The organism is Acinetobacter sp. ACNIH3 (genome assembly GCF_002918965.1).
Taxonomy (GTDB): Bacteria; Pseudomonadota; Gammaproteobacteria; order Pseudomonadales; family Moraxellaceae; genus Acinetobacter; species Acinetobacter schindleri.
The window spans coordinates 20,975-40,539 of sequence record NZ_PQLP01000027.1 but is presented as its reverse complement, the minus strand read 5'-3'; the positions used below and the strand labels follow the sequence as shown (position 1 = coordinate 40,539).

Annotated in this window: 15 protein-coding genes and 1 riboswitch; of the genes, 3 read left to right on the top strand and 12 right to left on the bottom strand. The window is 42.2% G+C overall.

Annotated features, from left to right (window positions below; all coding sequences use genetic code 11):
* Positions 1 to 142: 142 nt before the first annotated feature.
* The 5 genes from C3420_RS11270 to C3420_RS11250 form a co-directional block, all read right to left on the bottom strand.
* Positions 143 to 817: a 3-oxoacid CoA-transferase subunit B gene (locus C3420_RS11270; protein WP_103801015.1), complete on the bottom strand. Its 675-nt coding sequence runs from the start codon at positions 815 to 817 to the stop codon at positions 143 to 145.
* Positions 817 to 1,485, bottom strand: coding sequence for a 3-oxoacid CoA-transferase subunit A (locus C3420_RS11265; RefSeq protein ID WP_005222181.1), 669 nt, complete (start codon positions 1,483 to 1,485; stop codon positions 817 to 819). The genes C3420_RS11270 and C3420_RS11265 overlap by 1 nt, the downstream gene beginning before the upstream one ends.
* Before the next feature lie 51 nt (positions 1,486 to 1,536).
* Entirely contained in the window at positions 1,537 to 2,817 is a 1,281-nt protein-coding gene (locus C3420_RS11260) for an MFS transporter (protein ID WP_103801014.1), read from the bottom strand.
* A gap of 255 nt (positions 2,818 to 3,072) precedes the next feature.
* On the bottom strand, positions 3,073 to 4,272 hold the full coding sequence (locus C3420_RS11255; protein WP_005096909.1) for an acyl-CoA dehydrogenase: 1,200 nt from the start codon (positions 4,270 to 4,272) through the stop codon (positions 3,073 to 3,075).
* Between the two features lie 31 nt (positions 4,273 to 4,303).
* Positions 4,304 to 5,458, bottom strand: a complete 1,155-nt coding sequence (locus C3420_RS11250) for an acyl-CoA dehydrogenase family protein (protein WP_004280318.1) — start codon at positions 5,456 to 5,458, stop codon at positions 4,304 to 4,306.
* A 503-nt stretch (positions 5,459 to 5,961) separates the two neighbouring features.
* Between C3420_RS11250 and C3420_RS11245 the strand changes: the two genes are divergently transcribed.
* Together C3420_RS11245 and C3420_RS11240 are read left to right on the top strand one after the other, a co-directional pair.
* Positions 5,962 to 6,798 carry an IclR family transcriptional regulator gene (locus tag C3420_RS11245; protein WP_103801013.1) on the top strand — a complete coding sequence of 279 codons (837 nt, stop codon included), beginning with the start codon at positions 5,962 to 5,964 and terminating at the stop codon, positions 6,796 to 6,798.
* A 226-nt stretch (positions 6,799 to 7,024) separates the two neighbouring features.
* On the top strand, positions 7,025 to 8,737 hold the full coding sequence (locus C3420_RS11240) for an electron transfer flavoprotein-ubiquinone oxidoreductase (RefSeq protein WP_103857233.1): 1,713 nt from the start codon (positions 7,025 to 7,027) through the stop codon (positions 8,735 to 8,737).
* A 348-nt stretch (positions 8,738 to 9,085) separates the two neighbouring features.
* On the opposite strand, the gene uca is transcribed toward C3420_RS11240, so the two are convergent.
* The 4 genes from uca to C3420_RS11220 form a co-directional block, all read right to left on the bottom strand.
* The gene (gene uca, locus C3420_RS11235; RefSeq protein WP_103800663.1) at positions 9,086 to 12,691 is read right to left on the bottom strand and encodes an urea carboxylase; all 3,606 of its coding nucleotides are present in this window, start codon (positions 12,689 to 12,691) and stop codon (positions 9,086 to 9,088) included.
* A gap of 3 nt (positions 12,692 to 12,694) precedes the next feature.
* Positions 12,695 to 13,357 carry an urea amidolyase associated protein UAAP2 gene (locus C3420_RS11230; protein WP_103800662.1) on the bottom strand — a complete coding sequence of 221 codons (663 nt, stop codon included), beginning with the start codon at positions 13,355 to 13,357 and terminating at the stop codon, positions 12,695 to 12,697.
* A gap of 15 nt (positions 13,358 to 13,372) precedes the next feature.
* Positions 13,373 to 14,110, bottom strand: a complete 738-nt coding sequence (locus C3420_RS11225) for an urea amidolyase associated protein UAAP1 (RefSeq protein WP_103800661.1) — start codon at positions 14,108 to 14,110, stop codon at positions 13,373 to 13,375.
* Between the two features lie 30 nt (positions 14,111 to 14,140).
* Positions 14,141 to 14,252: riboswitch (guanidine-I (ykkC/yxkD leader) on the bottom strand.
* Positions 14,253 to 14,455: 203 nt separating this feature from the next.
* Positions 14,456 to 15,349, bottom strand: a complete 894-nt coding sequence (locus C3420_RS11220) for a LysR family transcriptional regulator (RefSeq protein ID WP_004894919.1) — start codon at positions 15,347 to 15,349, stop codon at positions 14,456 to 14,458.
* Positions 15,350 to 15,630: 281 nt separating this feature from the next.
* Between C3420_RS11220 and C3420_RS11215 the strand changes: the two genes are divergently transcribed.
* Positions 15,631 to 16,341: an HAD family hydrolase gene (locus tag C3420_RS11215; protein WP_103800660.1), complete on the top strand. Its 711-nt coding sequence runs from the start codon at positions 15,631 to 15,633 to the stop codon at positions 16,339 to 16,341.
* An 81-nt stretch (positions 16,342 to 16,422) separates the two neighbouring features.
* Here C3420_RS11215 and C3420_RS11210 read toward each other — a convergent pair whose 3' ends face one another.
* The 3 genes from C3420_RS11210 to C3420_RS11200 all read right to left on the bottom strand — a co-directional run bounded on the left by C3420_RS11210 (position 16,423) and on the right by C3420_RS11200 (position 19,376).
* The gene (locus C3420_RS11210; RefSeq protein ID WP_048881061.1) at positions 16,423 to 16,773 is read right to left on the bottom strand and encodes a hypothetical protein; all 351 of its coding nucleotides are present in this window, start codon (positions 16,771 to 16,773) and stop codon (positions 16,423 to 16,425) included.
* Between the two features lie 389 nt (positions 16,774 to 17,162).
* Positions 17,163 to 18,326, bottom strand: a complete 1,164-nt coding sequence (locus C3420_RS11205; protein ID WP_103800659.1) for a fatty acid desaturase family protein — start codon at positions 18,324 to 18,326, stop codon at positions 17,163 to 17,165.
* A gap of 27 nt (positions 18,327 to 18,353) precedes the next feature.
* The gene (locus tag C3420_RS11200; RefSeq protein WP_103800658.1) at positions 18,354 to 19,376 is read right to left on the bottom strand and encodes a flavin reductase family protein; all 1,023 of its coding nucleotides are present in this window, start codon (positions 19,374 to 19,376) and stop codon (positions 18,354 to 18,356) included.
* Positions 19,377 to 19,565: the final 189 nt, after the last annotated feature.

Below are 19,565 nucleotides of genomic sequence, written 5' to 3'. Positions count from 1 at the left end.
TTTGTGCCATTTTTCTTTATACTGTCACTTAGGCAGGCTGGACACTTGATTTCTAGAGTTATTCGCATTTCTCTATTTTATCAAAATCCAACCTGCTTTTTTTCAGCATACTTTTTGAAACACCACCCATTTCTTTAAATTATTAAACTGATAATTTTAAGCTCTCTGTAGCGCGACCATCAAGTAACTTACAACCGGTGTTTTGCTGTAGCTCTTCAAAACTTAGGCCATCGACCATTTCCACTACCCAAGCCTGATTATCTTTTAGCTCAATGATACATAAGTCAGTATAAATTCGGTCTACACAGTTTTTACCAGTAATTGGATAAGTCAGTGCTTCTACAATTCTAGGCTCACCATTTTTAGTGACATGTTCCATACAGACATAGACACAACGTGCGCCCACTGCTAGATCCATCGCCCCGCCAACCGCAGGTACTGCATCTAGTGACCCGGTGTGCCAGTTAGCCAGATCACCATTCACTGCGACCTGAAATGCACCCATAATACAAAAATCCAAATGGCCACCACGCATAATATCGAAAGAATCCGCAGAGTTCATAAAACTGCCGCCATCTAGCATACTCACCAGTTCTTTACCGGCATTAATCAGATCATCATCTGCCAGCTCAGGATCTGTTAAAGCGGTAAAACCCAGAACACCATTTTCAGAATGCAGAATAATATTTTGTTCAGGCTTTAAATAACCGGCAACGCGTGTCGGCAAACCAATACCAAGATTCACATAAGAACTGGTGGGAATATCCTGTGCAACTTTTTCTACAATCTGCTCACGTGTACGTTTTTGAATAGCCATTATTTAATATCTCCTACCTTCACCACATGCTGCACAAAAATACCCGGTGTCACGATAATCTCAGGATCTAGATCGCCAAGTTCAACAATTTCGTGTACTTGGGCAATGGTGGTTTTAGCTGCTTTTGCCATTAAAGGACCAAAGTTTCGCGCTGCTTTACGGTAGGTCAAGTTGCCCCATTGGTCCGCCTGATTGCCATAAATCAAGGCATAATCCGCATAAATTGGATATTCCAGCACATAGTCCTTGCCATTAATATGACGGGTCTCTTTGCCTTCAGCAATTTTGGTTCCAAAACCTGTAGGCGTAAAAATAGCGCCCAGACCTGCACCCGCTGCCTGAATTCGACAAGCTAAATTCCCTTGCGGAACCAGTTCTAGCTCTACTTTTCCAGCTTTATACAGCTCTTCAAATACTTTGGAATTATTGGCACGCGGGAATGAACAGATCATTTTCTTGACCAGCCCAGATAACAACAGATTGGTTAGGCCTCTGTCACCAGAAGCAGCATTATTATTAATGATGGTTAAGTCTTTCGGACCAATATCAATCAGCGCTTCAATCAGCTCGATTGGCTGTCCTGCCAGACCGAAGCCGCTGGTCATAATATGTGCGCCGTCTGGAATCTGCTTGAGTATAGTTTCGATGTCCTGTGTAATTTTATTCATGCAATTGCTTCCTAGCATCTTCCTGTCTTTATAAAATGTTGGATCTATCAATTAATCGGCTTTTTGTGGGTCAAATAAACGGTCTTTAATAAAAAACGCGGGAATCAGACCACAAAGAAAATAGGCAATCCCCATAATCAATAAACCGGTACCAATGGAACCACCTTGAGCAAAATAGCCAATGGTCAAGGGAGCGAAAACAGCACCTAAACGACCAACGTTATAGGCACCGCCCACGGCTGTTCCGCGGATTTTGGTCGAGAAACTTTCTGTCATATAAGTGGCATTAATACCGTAGGGGATGCCATATAGGAAGCCGAAGAACAGCATCAACCAAAGAATGTTATCTGGCGTATTTCCAAAAACAATCACTGGAATGAAAATCGCCGTACCCATGGTGCCGAAAGCAAATACCGCACGACGGCCAATCCGGTCAGCGATAAAACCAGCAATGACTTTCGTACACATCATGATCAGAAAAGTCCCGATCATATACATGGTCATTTCTTTAAACTTGATTCCCAGATCAGTCTCTAAATACGCCGGTAGCCAGTTGCTGACTCCATAATAGCCAAACTGTAAAAATGCGGTACTGAAGGACCAGAGGATAAACATGCGACGGCTAAGTGCATCTTCAAAAATCATTTTAAAAGTATTTTTTGGTTTTTCCTGCAGAATACCACTGGCTTTTGCATCCAGGCGTGCTTTACGCGCATCTAACCAGGCTTTCGGTTCAGGCACCAAGAAGTACATCGCGAAGGCCAGTACAATTGGAATAATGGCAATATAATAGAGGTATCGCCAGCCAAATTCAGGCAATAGCCATCCAGCCAGAACAGTTGCGACCACCGAGCCTAAAGTCCAGCCAGTCATAAGCGTTGCCAATACTGTAGAGCGATATTTGGTGGGTAAATACTCTGCCATGAGTGTGTTACAGGCAATATATAGAGCACCTAGTCCAATTGCAGACGTAAAGCGCAGCCATTTGAACTGATCATAACTTTCCACGAATCCTAACCAGAAAGTTAATGAAGAAAACAATGCGATTGCAATGACGATCACACGAACCCGGCCAAAACGGTCACAAGCCCAGCCACCAAAAAAACCGCCGATAGCCATCCCTGCAAGTGTCCAGCTTCCTAAAGCACCGGCCTGCATATTACTTAATGAAAACTCTTGTTTCAGACTGGTCAGACTGTAGGCTAATAATGCAATATCAGCACCATCAACCAGTAATGCCAAAAATGAGAAGATAAAGGCCAGAATCCAGACTCTTTGCTTGGGTTCGTTTCCACCTTCCACTGGGTGTTGTTGTGAACTGATCGTATCCATAATGCTCTTTCTACTTTTCGGCACTCCTGTGCCTTTTTAAAATGCATATTTCACTTAATTATTTAGGTGAAATATAGAATATTTGCTGATCATTACCACGCTTGAACCAGGTGGTATAAAAATGATTTTCAAAGTTTTTGATAAAGTTGCTCTATAGAAATCACATAGCAATACATTGAAAGATGTGATTAAGCCGCGATTCTTAACCCCGAAAACAATCTAGCCAGCAATGCTGGCTAGAGGTAGATCTCAGGTTTAGTTGCAAAAGGCTGCAATTCCGGTTTGTGCACGACCTAAAATCAGGGCATGTACATCATGGGTACCTTCATAGGTATTTACCACTTCCAGATTAACCAGATGACGGGCTACACCGAATTCATCGCTAATGCCATTTCCACCCATCATGTCACGGGCCAAACGGGCAATATCCAGTGCCTTGCCGCAGTTGTTGCGCTTGATCAGTGATGTACCTTCAACTGAAGCAATGCCTTCATCCTTCATGCGGCCAAAACGTAAAGCCACCTGCAAACCGAGTGCAATTTCAGTTTGCATATCTGCCAGTTTCTTCTGGATCAGCTGATTCGCAGCGAGTGGTCGACCAAACTGTTTACGGTCCATGGTGTATTGATGTGCGGTATGCCAGCAGAACTCTGCAGCTCCCATGGCACCCCAGGCAATCCCGTAACGTGCACTATTCAAGCAGGTAAAAGGCCCTTTTAAACCGCGAACTTCCGGAAATGCATTTTCTTCTGGAACAAAGACGTTATCCATTACAATTTCACCGGTGATCGAGGCACGTAGACCCACTTTACCGTGAATCGCTGGAGCAGAAAGCCCTTCCCAGCCTTTTTCTAGGATAAAGCCACGAATGTCACCGACATTACCTTCGGCAGAAACTTCTTTAGCCCAAACTACAAATACATCAGCAATCGGGCTGTTGGTAATCCACATTTTTGCGCCAGTTAAACGGTAACCACCCTCGACTTTTTTGGCACGGGTAATCATGCTGCCCGGATCCGAACCATGATCCGGCTCGGTCAGGCCGAAGCAACCAATATACTCACCGGTTGCTAATTTTGGTAAATACTTCTGCTTTTGCTCTTCAGAACCAAATTCATTAATTGGCACCATCACCAGAGAGCTTTGTACGCTGGCCATTGAGCGATAACCTGAATCGACACGTTCAACTTCACGGGCAATCAGACCATAACTGACATAATTTAAACCTGCACCACCGTACTGTTCAGGAATAGTTGGGCCTAGCAGACCAAGTTCACCCATCTCACGGAAAATAGCCGGATCGGTTTTTTCATGGCGGAACTGTTCCAGTACACGCGGCATCAGTTTGTCTTGACAGTACGCTGCCGCTGCATCGCGGATCATACGCTCTTCTGACGTCAGTTGCTGTTCGATTAAAAACGGGTCTTGCCAATCAAATCTAATTTTTGTCGTCATTTTAATATTTCCTTATTTTAAAATTATGAGATTAGGCGGTTGCTTGTTTAATCATTTCACGCGCAATAATAATTTGCTGGATTTGTGTGGTTCCTTCATATAAACGGAACAGACGCACATCACGGTAGAAACGTTCAATTGAATATTCACTGATATAACCCGCTCCACCATGAATCTGCAAACAGCGATCAGCTACTCGACCACACATTTCAGTTGCAAACATTTTGGCACAAGAGGCTTCAGTCGTAACATTTTGGCCAGCATCACGCAGACGTGCAGCATCCAGCACCATACATTTGGCTGCATAAATCTCGGCTTTGGAGTCTGCCAACATACCTTGGATCAGCTGGAAATTCGCAATGGGCTGACCAAACTGTTTGCGTTCCACTGCATAGTTAAGTGCGTCTTCCAGCATACGCTCTGCCATGCCCACGCTATAACCGGCAATGTGCAGACGGCCCTTATCCAGAACGCGCATAGCTGTTTTAAAGCCAATTCCTTCTACACCGCCAATCAGCTGATCTTTATGCACTTTACAGTTATCAAAAATCACATCACAGGTATAGGAACCATGCTGGCCCATTTTCTTGTCAATTTTACCTAGGCTTAAACCAGGCGTGCCTGCTTCAACTAAAAATGCTGAAATACCGCTAGCACCTTTAATCTCTTGATTGGTACGTGCCATCACGGTAAATGTCGTGGCACGTGGTGCATTGGTGATGAAGCGTTTAGTTCCGTTTAAAATATAATAATCGCCGTCTTTGACTGCACTGGTTTTTAAAGCAGCAGCGTCTGAGCCGGAATCCGGTTCGGTCAAACAGAATGAACCAATAATTTCGCCCGTTGCATAACGCGGTAAATATTTCTGTTTTTGTTCTTCTGTACCGTCGATAATGATGCCGCTTGAGCCAATGCCGTTGTTAGTACCAATTAAAGAGCGGAATGCAGCTGATGTATGACCTAACTCCATCGCGACCAGAATTTCTTCTTCCATGGTAATGCCTAAACCACCATATTCTTCTGGAATCGTCAGGCCAAACAAGCCCAGCTCTTTCATCTGTTCCACAATATGTTCAGGAATGGCGTTGTTCTCTTCTACTTCATGCTCAAGAGGCACCAGTTCATTTTTTACAAAATCGCGAATCGTTGACAGAAGTTGGTCGAGCATTTCCGGATCACGAATCATATGAATCTCCATGGATATAATTTAGGTAAATTCCTTTACCCTTATTTTTGTTTCGTATTACGAAATAAATAATCATATAAAATCATTTTGAGCAAGTGAAATTATTAAAAATTTTATATTTTAACTAAAAAATGAAATTTTTCTGGTGTTCCAGTTGATTTGTGTTTAATATTTAATTTCACGATACGAAATATTTTGATGAGTGATTATTCTATTTATCAGTTTTTTTGAATAGATAATTAAACCTTTTTTCTTGCTGTAATATTTATCGATCACTGACTCTTTCGGAGAAATCGAAACTTTTTAAATATATTGGCTACGTGTTAAACCTAAAAAACTAGATGATTTTATATTGTCTTCAAAGTTGGGTAACAGGATTCTTTTCGACCACAAATAATTTCGGCACTTTTTCCTATATTTTATCTTTTGTAGAAGTGTTTTATTTTGTATCGTGAAATTATGTTGCTATCATATTCATTAATTTAACTTTAATTGCCCTGACCATGACAAAAAATAAAACTGGTGAAATTCCCAACTTTGATGAAATCCGTTTAGATCCGATTTCACATATTCATAGAGAAAATAATCCTCAATTTATTGCGTCTATTGCGCGTGGATTGGAAATCTTGCGTTGCTTTTCAGCGACTAATCAATTACTTGGCAATCAGGAAATTGCACAATTAACCAACTTACCCAAGCCAACTGTGGCCCGTATTACCAGCACCCTGGTTTCTTTAGGTTATTTAAAACAACTACCGAATACCACGAAATATCTGTTGGATGTTGGCGTATTGGCTTTGGGTTATGCAGCTTTGAGTAATATTTCTGCGCGGACTCAGGCTTATCCGTTTATGGAAGAAATGTCACGCTATTCCCAAGCCCCTGTGGCAATGGCTACCCGTGACCGTTTGAGCATGATTTATCTGGAAGTGGTACATACAGAATCGACGCTAACCATGCGCCGCCCTGTCGGTTCGACTTTACCGATTCATAGCAGTGCCATGGGACGGGCCTGTCTGGCAGCGATGGATGTGAAGGAACGCGAATATTTATTTGATGCCATCAAAAAAAGAAACGAAGATCAGTGGCCAACCATCAAGCGTAATCTGGAACGTGCAATCCGTGATTATCAGGATTATGGCTACTGTCTGTCTTTAGGTGACTGGGCAAAAGATGTAAATTCCGTGGCAGTTCCACTGATTCATCCCAAACATGGAATTTTAACATTTAACTGCGGTGCACCAAGTTATCTGCTCAATCAGGAAAAACTGGAAAATGAAATTGGACCGCGTCTGATTCACATGGTGAATAATATTGCGATGAATCTCAATAACATATAAAAAAATAATTATTAGAGCGACATTAAGTCGCTCTTTTTATTGAATACTCAGTCTACACATCTTCCTACTTTAACTAGAATTTGCAGCAAACCTTTTTAATGCTATGAAATAGATAAGATTTAAAAAATAGATGAAGTCCTATTTCAAATAAAAAGATCAAAAATAAGCTTCATAACCGATTTAGATAATGCTATAAATATCGCATAGCGAAATTGGATTTTATATTATGGAAGATATTACAAGAGAATCGATGGAGTTTGACGTAGTCATCGTAGGCGCAGGCCCTGCGGGTCTTTCTGCTGCGATCAAAATCCGTCAGCTTGCAATTGAAAACAACCTGAATGATCTGTCCGTTTGTGTCGTGGAAAAAGGCTCCGAAGTCGGTGCTCATATTCTTTCTGGTGCTGTACTTGAACCGCGTGCCATGAACGAGCTGTTCCCGAACTGGAAAGAACAAGGTGCACCTTTAAACGTCCCAGTGACTGAAGACAAAACCTTCTTCCTACTCTCTGATGAAAAATCACAAGAAGCTCCGCACTGGATGGTGCCTAAAACCATGCATAACGATGGCAACTATGTCATCTCACTGGGCAACGTGGTGCGCTGGTTAGGCCAGAAAGCAGAAGAACTGGAAGTCTCGATCTTCCCAGGCTTTGCTGCCTCTGAAATCCTTTACCATGAAGATGGTTCAGTCAAAGGTATCCAGACGGGTGACATGGGCATTGGTAAAGATGGCGAACCAACGCATAACTTTACCCCAGGTTATGAACTGCATGCCAAATATACGATTTTTGCAGAAGGTTGCCGTGGTCATTTAGGTAAACGCCTGATCCAGAAATTCAACCTGGATAAAGATGCAGATCCACAGCATTACGGTATCGGCATTAAAGAACTATGGGAAATCGATCCTGCCAAGCACAAACCGGGTCTGGTGATGCACGGTGCTGGCTGGCCATTGAATGAAACCAGCTCGAGTGGTGGCTGGTGGCTCTACCATGCTGAAAACAACCAGGTGACCCTGGGCATGATCGTAGATCTTTCTTATGAAAACCCCCACATGTATCCATTTATGGAAATGCAGCGTTGGAAAACCCATCCGCTAATCAAGCAGTATCTGGAAGGTGGCAAGCGTATTTCCTATGGTGCCCGTGCCGTGACCAAAGGTGGATTTAACTCGCTGCCGAAATTTACTTTCCCGGGCGGTTCTTTAATTGGTGATGACGCAGGCTTCCTGAACTTCGCCAAAATCAAGGGCTCACATACGGCGATGAAATCCGGCATGCTCTGCGGTGAAGCGGTATTTGAAGCGATTGCTCTCGGTGTAGAAAAAGGTGGTGATCTTGCGGTTGCGCGTGTAACTGAAGGCGAAGACTTCTTCGTAAAAGAATTGACTGCTTATACCGACAAGTTCAACCATAGCTGGCTGAAAGAAGAGCTGTACAGCTCGCGTAACTTTGGTCCGGCGATGCACAAGTTCGGTCAATGGATGGGAGGTGCATTCAACTTCATCGACCAGAATGTGTTTAAAGTGCCATTTACCCTGCACGACCTGCTACCCGACTTCAAGGCATTAAAAACTGTCGATGCAGTGAACTTCAAGCCGAACTATCCAAAACCGGATGGCAAGCTGACTTTTGACCGCCTGTCTTCTGTATTTGTATCGAACACGGTCCATGAAGAAAACCAGCCTTCGCATTTGAAACTGACTGACCCGTCCATCCCGGTTGAAGTGAACCTGCCGAAATGGGATGAGCCAGCTCAGCGCTACTGTCCGGCGGGTGTATATGAAATCATGGAAAATAATGACGGTTCCAAGCGCTTCCAGATCAATGCAGCCAACTGTGTGCACTGCAAGACCTGTGACATCAAGGATCCGTCCCAGAACATCACCTGGGTAACACCGGAAGGTGGTGGTGGTCCGAATTATCCTAATATGTAATATTAAGATAATTCTTGCGAAGCCGTGCCTTTCTCCTATCCCAATATGTAATCTGGATAGTTGTGTGAGGCATTGGCTCGCATACCCAAACATGTAGACGTTAGTAATAACTCTTCATTTATTTTTTTAGGTAATCCCAGCTCCCTAGGGAGCTGGGATTAAAAATGAATATTTATTTAAAGCTATTATTTTTAATTGATCATATATTTAACCTGAATACTAATATTCAAAGTATAAAAAACCACCCTTATGGACGGTCTTAATCTTCCCTAACCCTGAGCTATATATAGCGCAAGAATAAAAAGAGGAAATTCCCTCCTTTGAAAAAGGAGGGTTAGGGAGGATTCTTTAAGCTACTGGCGCCAACGTAAATAACACCTGTCCTGTTTTTACCGTTTGCCCTTTTTCAATGGTAATCGCATCCACTCGCATACGCTCAGGTGCGATAATCGGAATCTCAATCTTCATTGCTTCAATCACCGCAAGCGTTGCCCCTTCTTCCACAATATCCCCTGACTGACATTCAATTTTCCAAATTGAACCTGGCATATGCGATTCCACCGCACACCCCCCCTCAGGCACTTCTACACCTTCGCCATCATCTACCGCATCTAGGCTTTCAGACACATATTCTGCAAGTCCTGCTTCATGCCAACGACGGCGCTCTGCATCAAAGTTGGCTTGTTGCACTGCTTTAAAGGCAGTAATCGACTCTTGGTTTTCCGTTAAGAAGTCGTTGTATTCTTTTAAGTTCAATACACCGTCTTCAATACGCAGTTTTAAACGACCTGCTTTAAAGTCCTCACGCATGTGCATGAGTTCAGCTTCAGATACTTCATAAAACTTAATTTGATCAAAGAAGCGTAATAACCACGGCATACCTTGTTCAAAGTCTGGGTTTTTACGGTAACGTGACCACATTTGCGAAGTACGACCGACAAACTGATAGCCACCCGGACCTTCCATCCCGTATACACACATATACGCCCCGCCGATCCCCACGGCATTTTCAGGTGTCCATGTCCGTGCAGGGTTGTATTTGGTCGTGACTAAACGCTGACGCGGATCAAGTGGTGTTGCCACAGGTGCACCTAAATACACATCACCCAAACCCATGACCAAATAATTGGTGCTATACACAATGTCTTTCACGGCTTGTTTAGAGTCTAAACCATTAATACGGCGAATAAACTCCACGTTATCAGGACACCACGGTGCATCATGTCTTACCGTTTGCATATAGCGTTCAGTAGCCAATTGCGTTTGTGAATCTTCCCAAGCCAGTGGTAAATACACGGTACGTGATGGCACTTGCATCTCGGTCACATCAGGCAATTGCTCTTCTGCAACTTGAAGCATCCGCAATAAATCAATCTGATCAAGCTGGGTCGAGTCAACGTGAATTTGCAGGGAACGAATACCCGGTGTTAGATCAATAATGCCTTGAATATTTTGATCTTTGACCCATTGCATCAGTGCATGAATACGGAAACGCAGGTTTAAATCAAGTACCAACTCGCCATATTCCACCAACATATAGTTATTGCCGGCAGGACGATACACCACATCAGGCGCACCATTTTCAGCTTTTAAAGTATCTAAGATGGGTGTTTCTAAAGTATTTTTCTCTGCATAAAAGGCTTCATCAAAGTTTACCAATGCCGTGTTTTCAGCATTCAGCATGGCATGATATTTTTCATTTAAAATGCTGGCTTGATGGTAGCTGACAGGCACAAATTTGACTTTGTCGCCTGCTTTCAACTGACCCACTTTCCACAGTTCTGAGCTGACAATCACCGCCGGACAAACAAATCCACCTAAACTTGGACCATCTGGCCCCAAAATAATTGGCATATCGCCTGTAAAGTCGATGGCACCAATGGCATAAGCATTGTCATGAATATTCGATGGATGTAAACCTGCTTCACCGCCATCGGTACGCGCCCATTCAGGTTTTTCACCAATTAAACGCACACCTGTACGGCTTGAGTTAAAGTGAATTTCAAACTCTTGCGCAAAGAACGAATCAATATCACGTTTGGTAAAGAAGTCAGGTGCGCCATGTGGACCATACATCACCGCAATTTCCCATGTATTTGAGAATGCAGGGATTTGTTCAGGTGCTAATGCTCTAGTTTCAGTCGATGTAAATGCCGTAATTGGAAGCATATCGCCAATGAGTAAATTACGCCCGGCATGACCGCCAAACTGACCTAGGGTAAAGGTTGCTTGTGAGCCTAAATATTCAGGCACATTCAGACCACCTTTAATCCCGATATAGGTACGGCAACCTGTGGCGATCTTGCCACATTTTAGCACCTGACCTTTACGCACATTCACGGTTTGCCACATTGGAACTTGAACGCCATCCAAAGTCGATGGCATATCGCCACCTGCGAGTACAATTTGGCTATCGCAATGGAATTTTAAGCTTGGGCCTTGTAGCGTACATTCCAAACCTGCGGTATTTGGTGCATTGCCTAATAGTTGGTTCGCGACATTTAAAGACAGTGGATCAATCGCACCTGATGGCGGTACACCGACATCCCAATAACCCAAACGTCCTGTGACATCTTGCACGGCGGTTTGAATACCGGCTTGTAGCACTTCAATCTTTTGGGTTTTCCACTCAAAGGTATTCAAAAAGCGTGTGGTTTGCATACCGGCTTTAAATACATCACAGTCGATAATGTTTTGTAGATATTCAAGGTTGGTTTCAATGCCTGCCACTTGGGTTTTAGCGAGTGTGTCGGTCATCGCTTGGATTGCAGATTCACGAGTCTCACTTGTCACAATGATTTTCGCAATCATCGGGTCATAGAAAGACGATACGTTTGAACCTGTTTCTACCCACGTTTCATTACGGGCATTGGTATCAAATTCGACATGCGTTAGAAGCCCTGCACTTGGCTGGAAGTTTTTGATTGGGTCTTCGGCATAGAGACGTACTTGAATTGAATGACCTTTAGATTCCAATTTTTCAGTCGGTGCAACCCAATCGCGACTGCCTAAAGTCACCATCCATTCCACAAGATCGACACCAAAGACTTGTTCAGTCACGCCATGTTCGACTTGTAGACGGGTATTCACTTCCAAGAAATAGAATTCTTGTGTGTCAGTATCCATCACAAATTCAACGGTTCCTGCCGAGCGGTAATTCACCGACTGCATCAGTTGAATCGCGACATTTTGGATATAGGCACGTTGTTCATCATTTAGATGTGGCGCAGGCGTTTCCTCAATCACTTTCTGGTTACGACGTTGCACCGAACAATCACGTTCACCAAGTGCTAACACCAAGCCATTACCATCACCAAAGATTTGCACTTCGATATGACGGGCATTTTGCACGAATTTCTCTAAGTACAAACCTGCATCTTTAAAGTTGGCTTGGGCTAAATAGGAGACGGTTGCATAAGCATCTTTCAGCTCTTCTTCATTCCACACCAAACGCATCCCGATCCCGCCACCGCCTGCGGTACTTTTCAGCATCACTGGATAACCAATACGATTGGCTTCCAATAACGCTTCAGCTTCATCTGCTAAGAGTTGACTACCCGGAAGTAGCGGTACATTGGCTTGAATCGCGAGTTCACGTGCAGTGTGTTTTAAACCAAATGATTTCATTTGCGCTGAATTTGGTCCTAAAAACACAATGCCTTGCGCTTCACATAAGTCACAAAACTCAGCATTTTCAGATAAAAAGCCATAACCTGGGTGAATCGCTTGAGCACCGGTTTGTTTAGCAACTTCTAAAATTTTATCGACATTGAGATAGCTTTGGCTTGCAGGTGCATCGCCAATAAATACGGCTTCATCGGCCAAAGTCACATGCAATGAATCACGGTCGGCTTCTGAATACGCTGCAACCGATTGAATGCCTAATTTTTTTAGGGTACGAATCACACGACAAGCAATTGCACCACGGTTGGCGATAAGAACTTTATTAAACATGGCTTATTCCTCGCCTTCGCGGACAATCAGTTGAATTTTAGTTGGGTTATAGGCATTACATGGGTTATTGAGCTGTGGGCAATTCGAGATCAGCACAATTAAATCCATCTCCGCTTTAATTTCCACATATTTTCCCGGTGCAGAAATCCCATCATCAAATTTCAAGTGACCCTCTGAAGTCACAGGTACATTCATAAAGAAGTTAATGTTTGGACCAATGTGGCGCACGTTTAAGCCATGTTTTTTGGCAATTGGATGTTGTGACAACGCAATCATGAAATTATTACGGCAACTGTGCATTGGGTATTTGTCATGGGTATAACGAACCGTGTTACTTTCACATGAACATGCACCACCTAAAGTGTCGTGGCGACCGCAGTTATCATCGTTGATGGTGGCGATTTTATTGCCAAAGTTTGTGTATAATGTTGTGCCTTTCTCTAAATATATTTGACGATTCATCGCCAAAGTATCGGTCGCGCTATAACGCTCTTCTGGGTTTGATGCGGAAATAAATAAGGTATCTACCGCCTGGTTGCCTTCTAGATCTACAATACGGAAATACTGTCCTTTTTTGACTTCGCACATCCATGCTTCACCAGCAGGACAGACTTCGCTTAACACTGATTTTTCTAAGCTATTTTGTAAATTGGTTAAAGCTGTCATGTTGTATTCCCCCAATTAAGCGATGAGTGCGTAGTAACGATTGTTATTTTGGAATGCTCGCTGATTTTGCGGGCAAGAATCACGACATACGTCTGTTTCACCTAAAGAAAGTGCTTTAAAAAGATTTAATTCAATATCGGCAGGTGCATACACGGCGCTATTGTCTAATGCATGTGGTGCACTAGATAAAAACACCAAACAATCCATTTCAAAGCGTAGTTCAATCACGTGATCCGTATTGTCAGATGCCACATAGCTTAAGTTGCCGTTATCATCAGGTTGAACTTTAGAAAAGAGATTTAAAGTACTGCTGAGGTCGGTTGCAGATAATCCAAATTTGGTCATCTCAAGCAGTAAAGAATCTTTGCCACTGCGGTACATCTCATTACGGGCATCTTGGAAAGTTTGAGTGCCGAATTGTTGTTCAATTTGTCGTGCAGTGCTTGGCGCACAAAAAGTATCATTCCAACCGTGATCATCTTTCACAATCGAGATCATCGCTCGCCCTAAATCAGAAGCTAAAATGTGCCCTGTACTTAAAAATGCCGTGTGTTGCCCTTTTAAGCTGTCTGGCATGTTATAGCGTTCAAGTTTATCTTCGCTATTCACGCAGTACAGCGCGACATTGGCATTTTTGCCTAAAGATTTAAGTTGTAATACTGCGCCACGCTGAATGCGCGCAGACCAGTGATGGCCACCCGGTAAAAGTTCAGTCCACAGTGCGGAATCTTCGTGATAAGTAGTTGTGCTCATAACAGCCTCTGCATCTAACTTGTACGGTTTACCTCCCGGGCTTTTATCCCTCCGTGTAGCGATCAGTGTTTCCTTTCGCCGTGAACTCTCGGTCTCAGACATACATGAATGTTCATGTATCGGAACCCTAGATCACTTTATGATGAGTTTGATAGATGCAAAGGCTATGCCAATTTAGTAATACTGTTTTTCCATTTAGTAATACTTTTTGGGGTTTTAACTGATCAATTCAGGTGCAAGAATCTGTTATAGGCATCAAGATGCACCAAAACACAAAAATCCCAGCATAGGCCGGGATTTTAAAATTTATAGATGAGGACTAAGTCCGGATCTATAGCTATAAGATTATTTACTTAAAATCTCATGCAATATATTGCGTAACCACTGATGACTGGTTTTATGATGACAGGACATGTGCCAATACTGTTTCACAGAATAGGTCGGGAATGCAATCGGCGCATTAAAAATCTTGAGATTGCCACGCGATAGTAATACTTCACTCAAATAATAAGGCACAGTCGCAATTGCATCGGTTTCCTGCACCACCAGTCCTACGCCTAAATAGCTTGGCAAGCGCATCAGAATGTCTCGCTTGAGTTCTAGATTCAGCAATTCGTTTTCAATATGGTAATGTCCCATCCCGGCATCAATATCAATATGCGTTTCACGCAAATACTCTTCAATAGTCAGGCTGTCGCCAACCAGCCGTGGATGGTCTTTGGCTGCAATCACCACATAATACTGTTCAAACAATTTCTGCTGATAGAAACCATTTTCCAGATTCGGCAAAAAACCTAAAGCCAGATCAATTTCTCCATTGGCCATTTGATAGCTGGTTTCTGAAGTAATTGGACGCACATTCAGACGAATATGCGAAGCGTGCTGTTTTAGATATTGTGAAATTTTTGGCAACAGGACCAGATGCGATACATCGGTCATTGCCAAGGTAAAGCGTTGCTGAGAGGTGGTCTGATCGAAATCAATAGTAAAATTATTGATGGTTTCGACTTTACTCAGCGCTTCACTGACCAAAGGAAATAGCTGCTTTGACAGATCCGTCGGCAGCATTTCATTGCCAATACGCAAAAATAAAGGATCATTATAATGCTGACGGATTTTATTGAGCAGATTACTCACCGTCGGTTGGCTCATATCCAGATAATCGGCTGCATGGGAGACGTTCTTAAATTTGTAGACATAATAAAAGATGCTGAGCAATTTACAGTCAAGTTCAAACACAGAAACACATTTCCTTCAATTTTTTAATCATTTTGGCGGATCTATCATCCGCGCAATTTGATCTAGTGCCAATGTCCAAATATAACACTTTGTGACTATCTGTATGATCATTCAGGATGTGTTTTGCAATAAAAATACTGTTTACCCGATCTGTAACTCTGTCAAATACCACTTCATGTAAAATGGATAACCCTTATCTTTTATTTCAGCTGAAACACTTAAGTCGCATGTTATATACTCAGCCGCACAGAATAGATTGTGGAAATTAAGGGAAAAGTGTCATGTTTCAGAACAAAAAATTGGTATGTTTTGACCTAGATGGCACCCTGATTGATTCAGTCGGTATCTGGAACCAAGTTGATGCAGCCCTGATTCATGAACTTTCCGGTATAAAAGCCAATTTAAAATTGATCCAGCAGCAGCGGGATCTACAGTTGACAGCCTTTCGACATTTGCCTGATCCTTATCTGGAATATTGTGGTTATTTAAAAGAACTATACGGTTTTGAACTAAACAAAGAAGACGTTAAAAACCGCCGTTACAGTATTTCACGACATTTTCTGGATCATGTGGTCGAATTAAAACCTCAGGCGGAACTTATAATCCAGGCCCTGAAAAAACAAGAGATTCCACTGGCCTTAACCACAACCACCAGTTTATTCAATGTGCAGCGTTATCAGGACAATAATCAAAATATTAACGCTAAAATCAGCTTTGATGATGATTTTGCCTTAATCCTTACCCGCGAAAATGTCCAGAACATCAAGCCACATCCAGAAATTTATCTGAATGTTCTTGAGCATTTCAAAATTGAAGCCAAAGATTGCCTGATTATTGAAGATTCTTTAATTGGTGTAGAAGCTGCGAATAATGCAGGAATAGAGGTAGTGGCAATTTATGATCAGTATTCTGCTCATGAAATCGAGCTGATTAAAGCCAGAGCAAATTATTTTGTGCAGGGTTTTACCGAATTATTAAGGCATATTGCTTAAATATCTATATAAATAAATGTCATGAATAATTCCATTTCATGACATCTATGTTGTTATTTCTAAACGGATTAGATTAGAGTATTATTTGGCTTTTTGGTAGACTGAACCTGACCCTACAAGGTTGCCAGTTTTCTCATCAATTACAAAATCAACCATTCCCGCCCCTGCATTCAGCTGAAGCATGCCATTTTCATTTACAGCCGCGGGCATCGGGTTCTTTTTCTCTGTTTTACCGGTTTCCTTATCTTTGATGGTATTAGTAATCAGATAATTTTCACCATTTTTAGCAATTACCAGGATATTTTCAAGTTTTGGATTTTCCAGAGTATTCTTCCAGTTGCCCTGATAATCTGGAGCTGGCGCTTCAGTGGTGTTACAAGCAGTTAACAGCAATAATAAGGAGATTCCTGAAAAATATTTAAGATATTTCAAAACTAAAACCTTGAATGTTACGACGTCGCCATTATAAAAATAACTTTCCTAAAGTTTAGCAAGTTGTTGTAGGCAAAGCGTTTCAGCCGTACCAAGTCTGTTTTGCATGAGTGTTTTTTTGAAAAGAATTCTTCACATTTTATCCATAAAATATGATGTATTACTTAATTATTCTAATGAATCAAATATTTTAAAATACTTCAATTTGATAAGGTATTAGTATTTTTTAAGCTTATTGGAACTAATATTACTAGATCCAAGACAATCTACAACCAAGTTGATATGTATAAGAAGCTCAGATAAAAAAATCCTCAATAACCCATCCAAAGTTATTGAGGAGTACCAAACTGGTTAAGAAACATCAATATGATGCTGTTAAAGAAAAGTGATTAAAAGAACTTGGCTTTTACAGCATTCAATATAAATTTTGCGCTTTGCACTTTTTCTGCAATTTGTGCATGCCATTCGTTTGGTACAGAGCATTTTGCAACGCGAACCCAAACGGTCGAAAACTGCTTCATAAAACTGGCTTCGTTATAGTGGATACCATATTCAGCACATAATGCTTTGATTTTTGGTGCCACTTCTGAATAACGGTTCGCTGGCATGTCCGGGAATAAATGGTGCTCAATCTGATGGCTCAAGTTACCACTTAGAATATGCAGCCATTCGGTACCACTGAAATTACTCGAGCCACGGATCTGACGCAGATACCATTCCGCACGGGATTCATTTTCCGTATTGTCCATTTCAAAAGTTTCAGCATCTTCCGTGAAATGACCGTTAAAGATCACAGCGGAAGCCCACAGACTACGAATCACATTGGCCACTGCATTGCCAGTAAATACTGGAATGGCATTTGGACCGGCAATAATCGGGAAGAATACATAATCTTTCAGTACCTGACGGCGCATCTTTTTACGTAGTGGCGCTGCTTCATCCCAAACCTGTTTCCAGGTTTTGGTTTTATAGGCAATTACATCTTCTAGATGCAGGCGCTGTAGACCCACGTACCATTCGAAGAACACCATCAACTGAATTGTTAGTGGAATATTAAATAGAAAACGGGGTTCCCATTTTTGCGATTCACTCACACGAATCAGGCCATAACCCACATCGTGGTCCATGCCGACAATATTGGTATAAGTATGATGAATATAGTTATGGGTATATTTCCAGTCATCACCGGTGGCAATGGTATCCCAGTCATAAGTCGAACCATTCAGACTTGGATCATTCATCCAGTCAAACTGGCCATGCATCACGTTATGACCAAGTTCCATATTTTCTACGATTTTGGAAATACCCAATAAGCCTGTACCGAGTAGCCAGACTGGTGGCAACCAACCGGCCACCATCAGCATGCCCCGGGAAGCAATTTCGCTATAACGGACAAAATTACGGATTTTATAGATGTATTCAGCATCTTTTTCACCTAAATCATCCATCATCTCACGGCGGATCGCATCCACCTTGGCACCAAATTCCTGAATCTGTTCAGGGCTTAAAAATTGGCTCTTACTGTGCCGCTTAAAATCAATTTGCATATTCATGGGAGTACCTTCTTATTTTTCTAGGGATTAAAGATTAATCACCACAGGACTAACGGCCTGGGAGATACACAATTTGATCGGGGTATTGCTCTCGTGATCGATTTCACCAGTCAAGATATTTTTTACTGAGCCACTGACTTTGGTGCAGGAACAGGTATTACAAATTCCCATTCGGCAACCATATGTAGGACGCAAACCTGCCTGTTCAGCACTTTCCAGAATAGTAGAACTGGCCTGAAACTCCTGATGCGATCGCTGGAATTGCACAGGTTGTGCTTTAACTTTTTCATCCACCACGATCTGGAAGTATTCAGAATGGAAACTGGATTTCACGGAAAGCTTTTCAGCAATACGGTGTGCTGTTTTCATCATGGCCGCTGAACCACAGGCATAAATTTCACGTTGTTCAAAATCAGACACCAGCTTGTTGAGTAACCGTAGGCTGAGATGCTGCTTATGCTCCACAGTATTAAAATGATGATATTTCAGATGTGGATGCATCAGTGCCAAGGTTTTAATTTCAGCATGAAACGCATCATCACGGGTGAAGTAGATCAGATCAATCGGATGCTGAAACTGCACTACGGCTTTTTGCAGCAAGGAGTAAATTGCAGTGATGCCGCTGCCTGAGGCCAGCATTAAAATGGGTTTAGGGGAATTCAGCAGGGTGAATTCACCTTGTGGCTGTGAAAGCTCTACCACAGCAGCCAGCTGTGAGGAGCTCAAGGCACGGGATACTTTGCCCTGCTGTTTAACAGCGATAATTACATCACCATTTTTTAGCATTGTAACGACAGAATAATGACGCTGATGCAAAATACCATCCAGCCTTAAAGTCACAGCCACATTCTGTCCTGGTTGAAATTTTTTAGCCTGAAAGTTGAAATTTGGACGTAACTGGATCTTATAAAAATCATTGCCAATAAGCTGGATGCTGATCACTTCTGCCTTCACTTTTTTCAATGCCAAAGTTGGATGAACTTTTTCAGCAATGAAATCAATGAAGTCTTCTCGGATCCAGTGAGGCTTGTAGCTTTGCATACTTGTCATTTTTATTACCTCATACAGAAACAGAATTAATGTACATCTGTCTATTTATTATGCATTCAGAATATAGGCTTTTATGATTCGTTCCATGTCAATTCGGGTCAAATCATGTTTCTGTCAGTAGAATTCCTGTTTTTTGTCGGACAAAATGATGTGCTTTTGATTAAGGTTGGTTTTCGGCATGTAAATCCG

Bases quoted from the DNA above. Each gene is read 5' to 3' on its own strand.
- C3420_RS11270 (WP_103801015.1), bottom strand. From the start codon at position 817: ATGGCTATTCAAAAACGTACACGTGAGCAGATTGTAGAAAAAGTTGCA.
- C3420_RS11265 (WP_005222181.1), bottom strand. From the start codon at position 1,485: ATGAATAAAATTACACAGGACATCGAAACTATACTCAAGCAGATTCCA.
- C3420_RS11260 (WP_103801014.1), bottom strand. From the start codon at position 2,817: ATGGATACGATCAGTTCACAACAACACCCAGTGGAAGGTGGAAACGAA.
- C3420_RS11255 (WP_005096909.1), bottom strand. From the start codon at position 4,272: ATGACGACAAAAATTAGATTTGATTGGCAAGACCCGTTTTTAATCGAA.
- C3420_RS11250 (WP_004280318.1), bottom strand. From the start codon at position 5,458: ATGATTCGTGATCCGGAAATGCTCGACCAACTTCTGTCAACGATTCGC.
- C3420_RS11245 (WP_103801013.1), top strand. From the start codon at position 5,962: ATGACAAAAAATAAAACTGGTGAAATTCCCAACTTTGATGAAATCCGT.
- C3420_RS11240 (WP_103857233.1), top strand. From the start codon at position 7,025: ATGGAAGATATTACAAGAGAATCGATGGAGTTTGACGTAGTCATCGTA.
- uca (WP_103800663.1), bottom strand. From the start codon at position 12,691: ATGTTTAATAAAGTTCTTATCGCCAACCGTGGTGCAATTGCTTGTCGT.
- C3420_RS11230 (WP_103800662.1), bottom strand. From the start codon at position 13,357: ATGACAGCTTTAACCAATTTACAAAATAGCTTAGAAAAATCAGTGTTA.
- C3420_RS11225 (WP_103800661.1), bottom strand. From the start codon at position 14,110: ATGAGCACAACTACTTATCACGAAGATTCCGCACTGTGGACTGAACTT.
- C3420_RS11215 (WP_103800660.1), top strand. From the start codon at position 15,631: ATGTTTCAGAACAAAAAATTGGTATGTTTTGACCTAGATGGCACCCTG.
- C3420_RS11205 (WP_103800659.1), bottom strand. From the start codon at position 18,326: ATGAATATGCAAATTGATTTTAAGCGGCACAGTAAGAGCCAATTTTTA.
- C3420_RS11200 (WP_103800658.1), bottom strand. From the start codon at position 19,376: ATGACAAGTATGCAAAGCTACAAGCCTCACTGGATCCGAGAAGACTTC.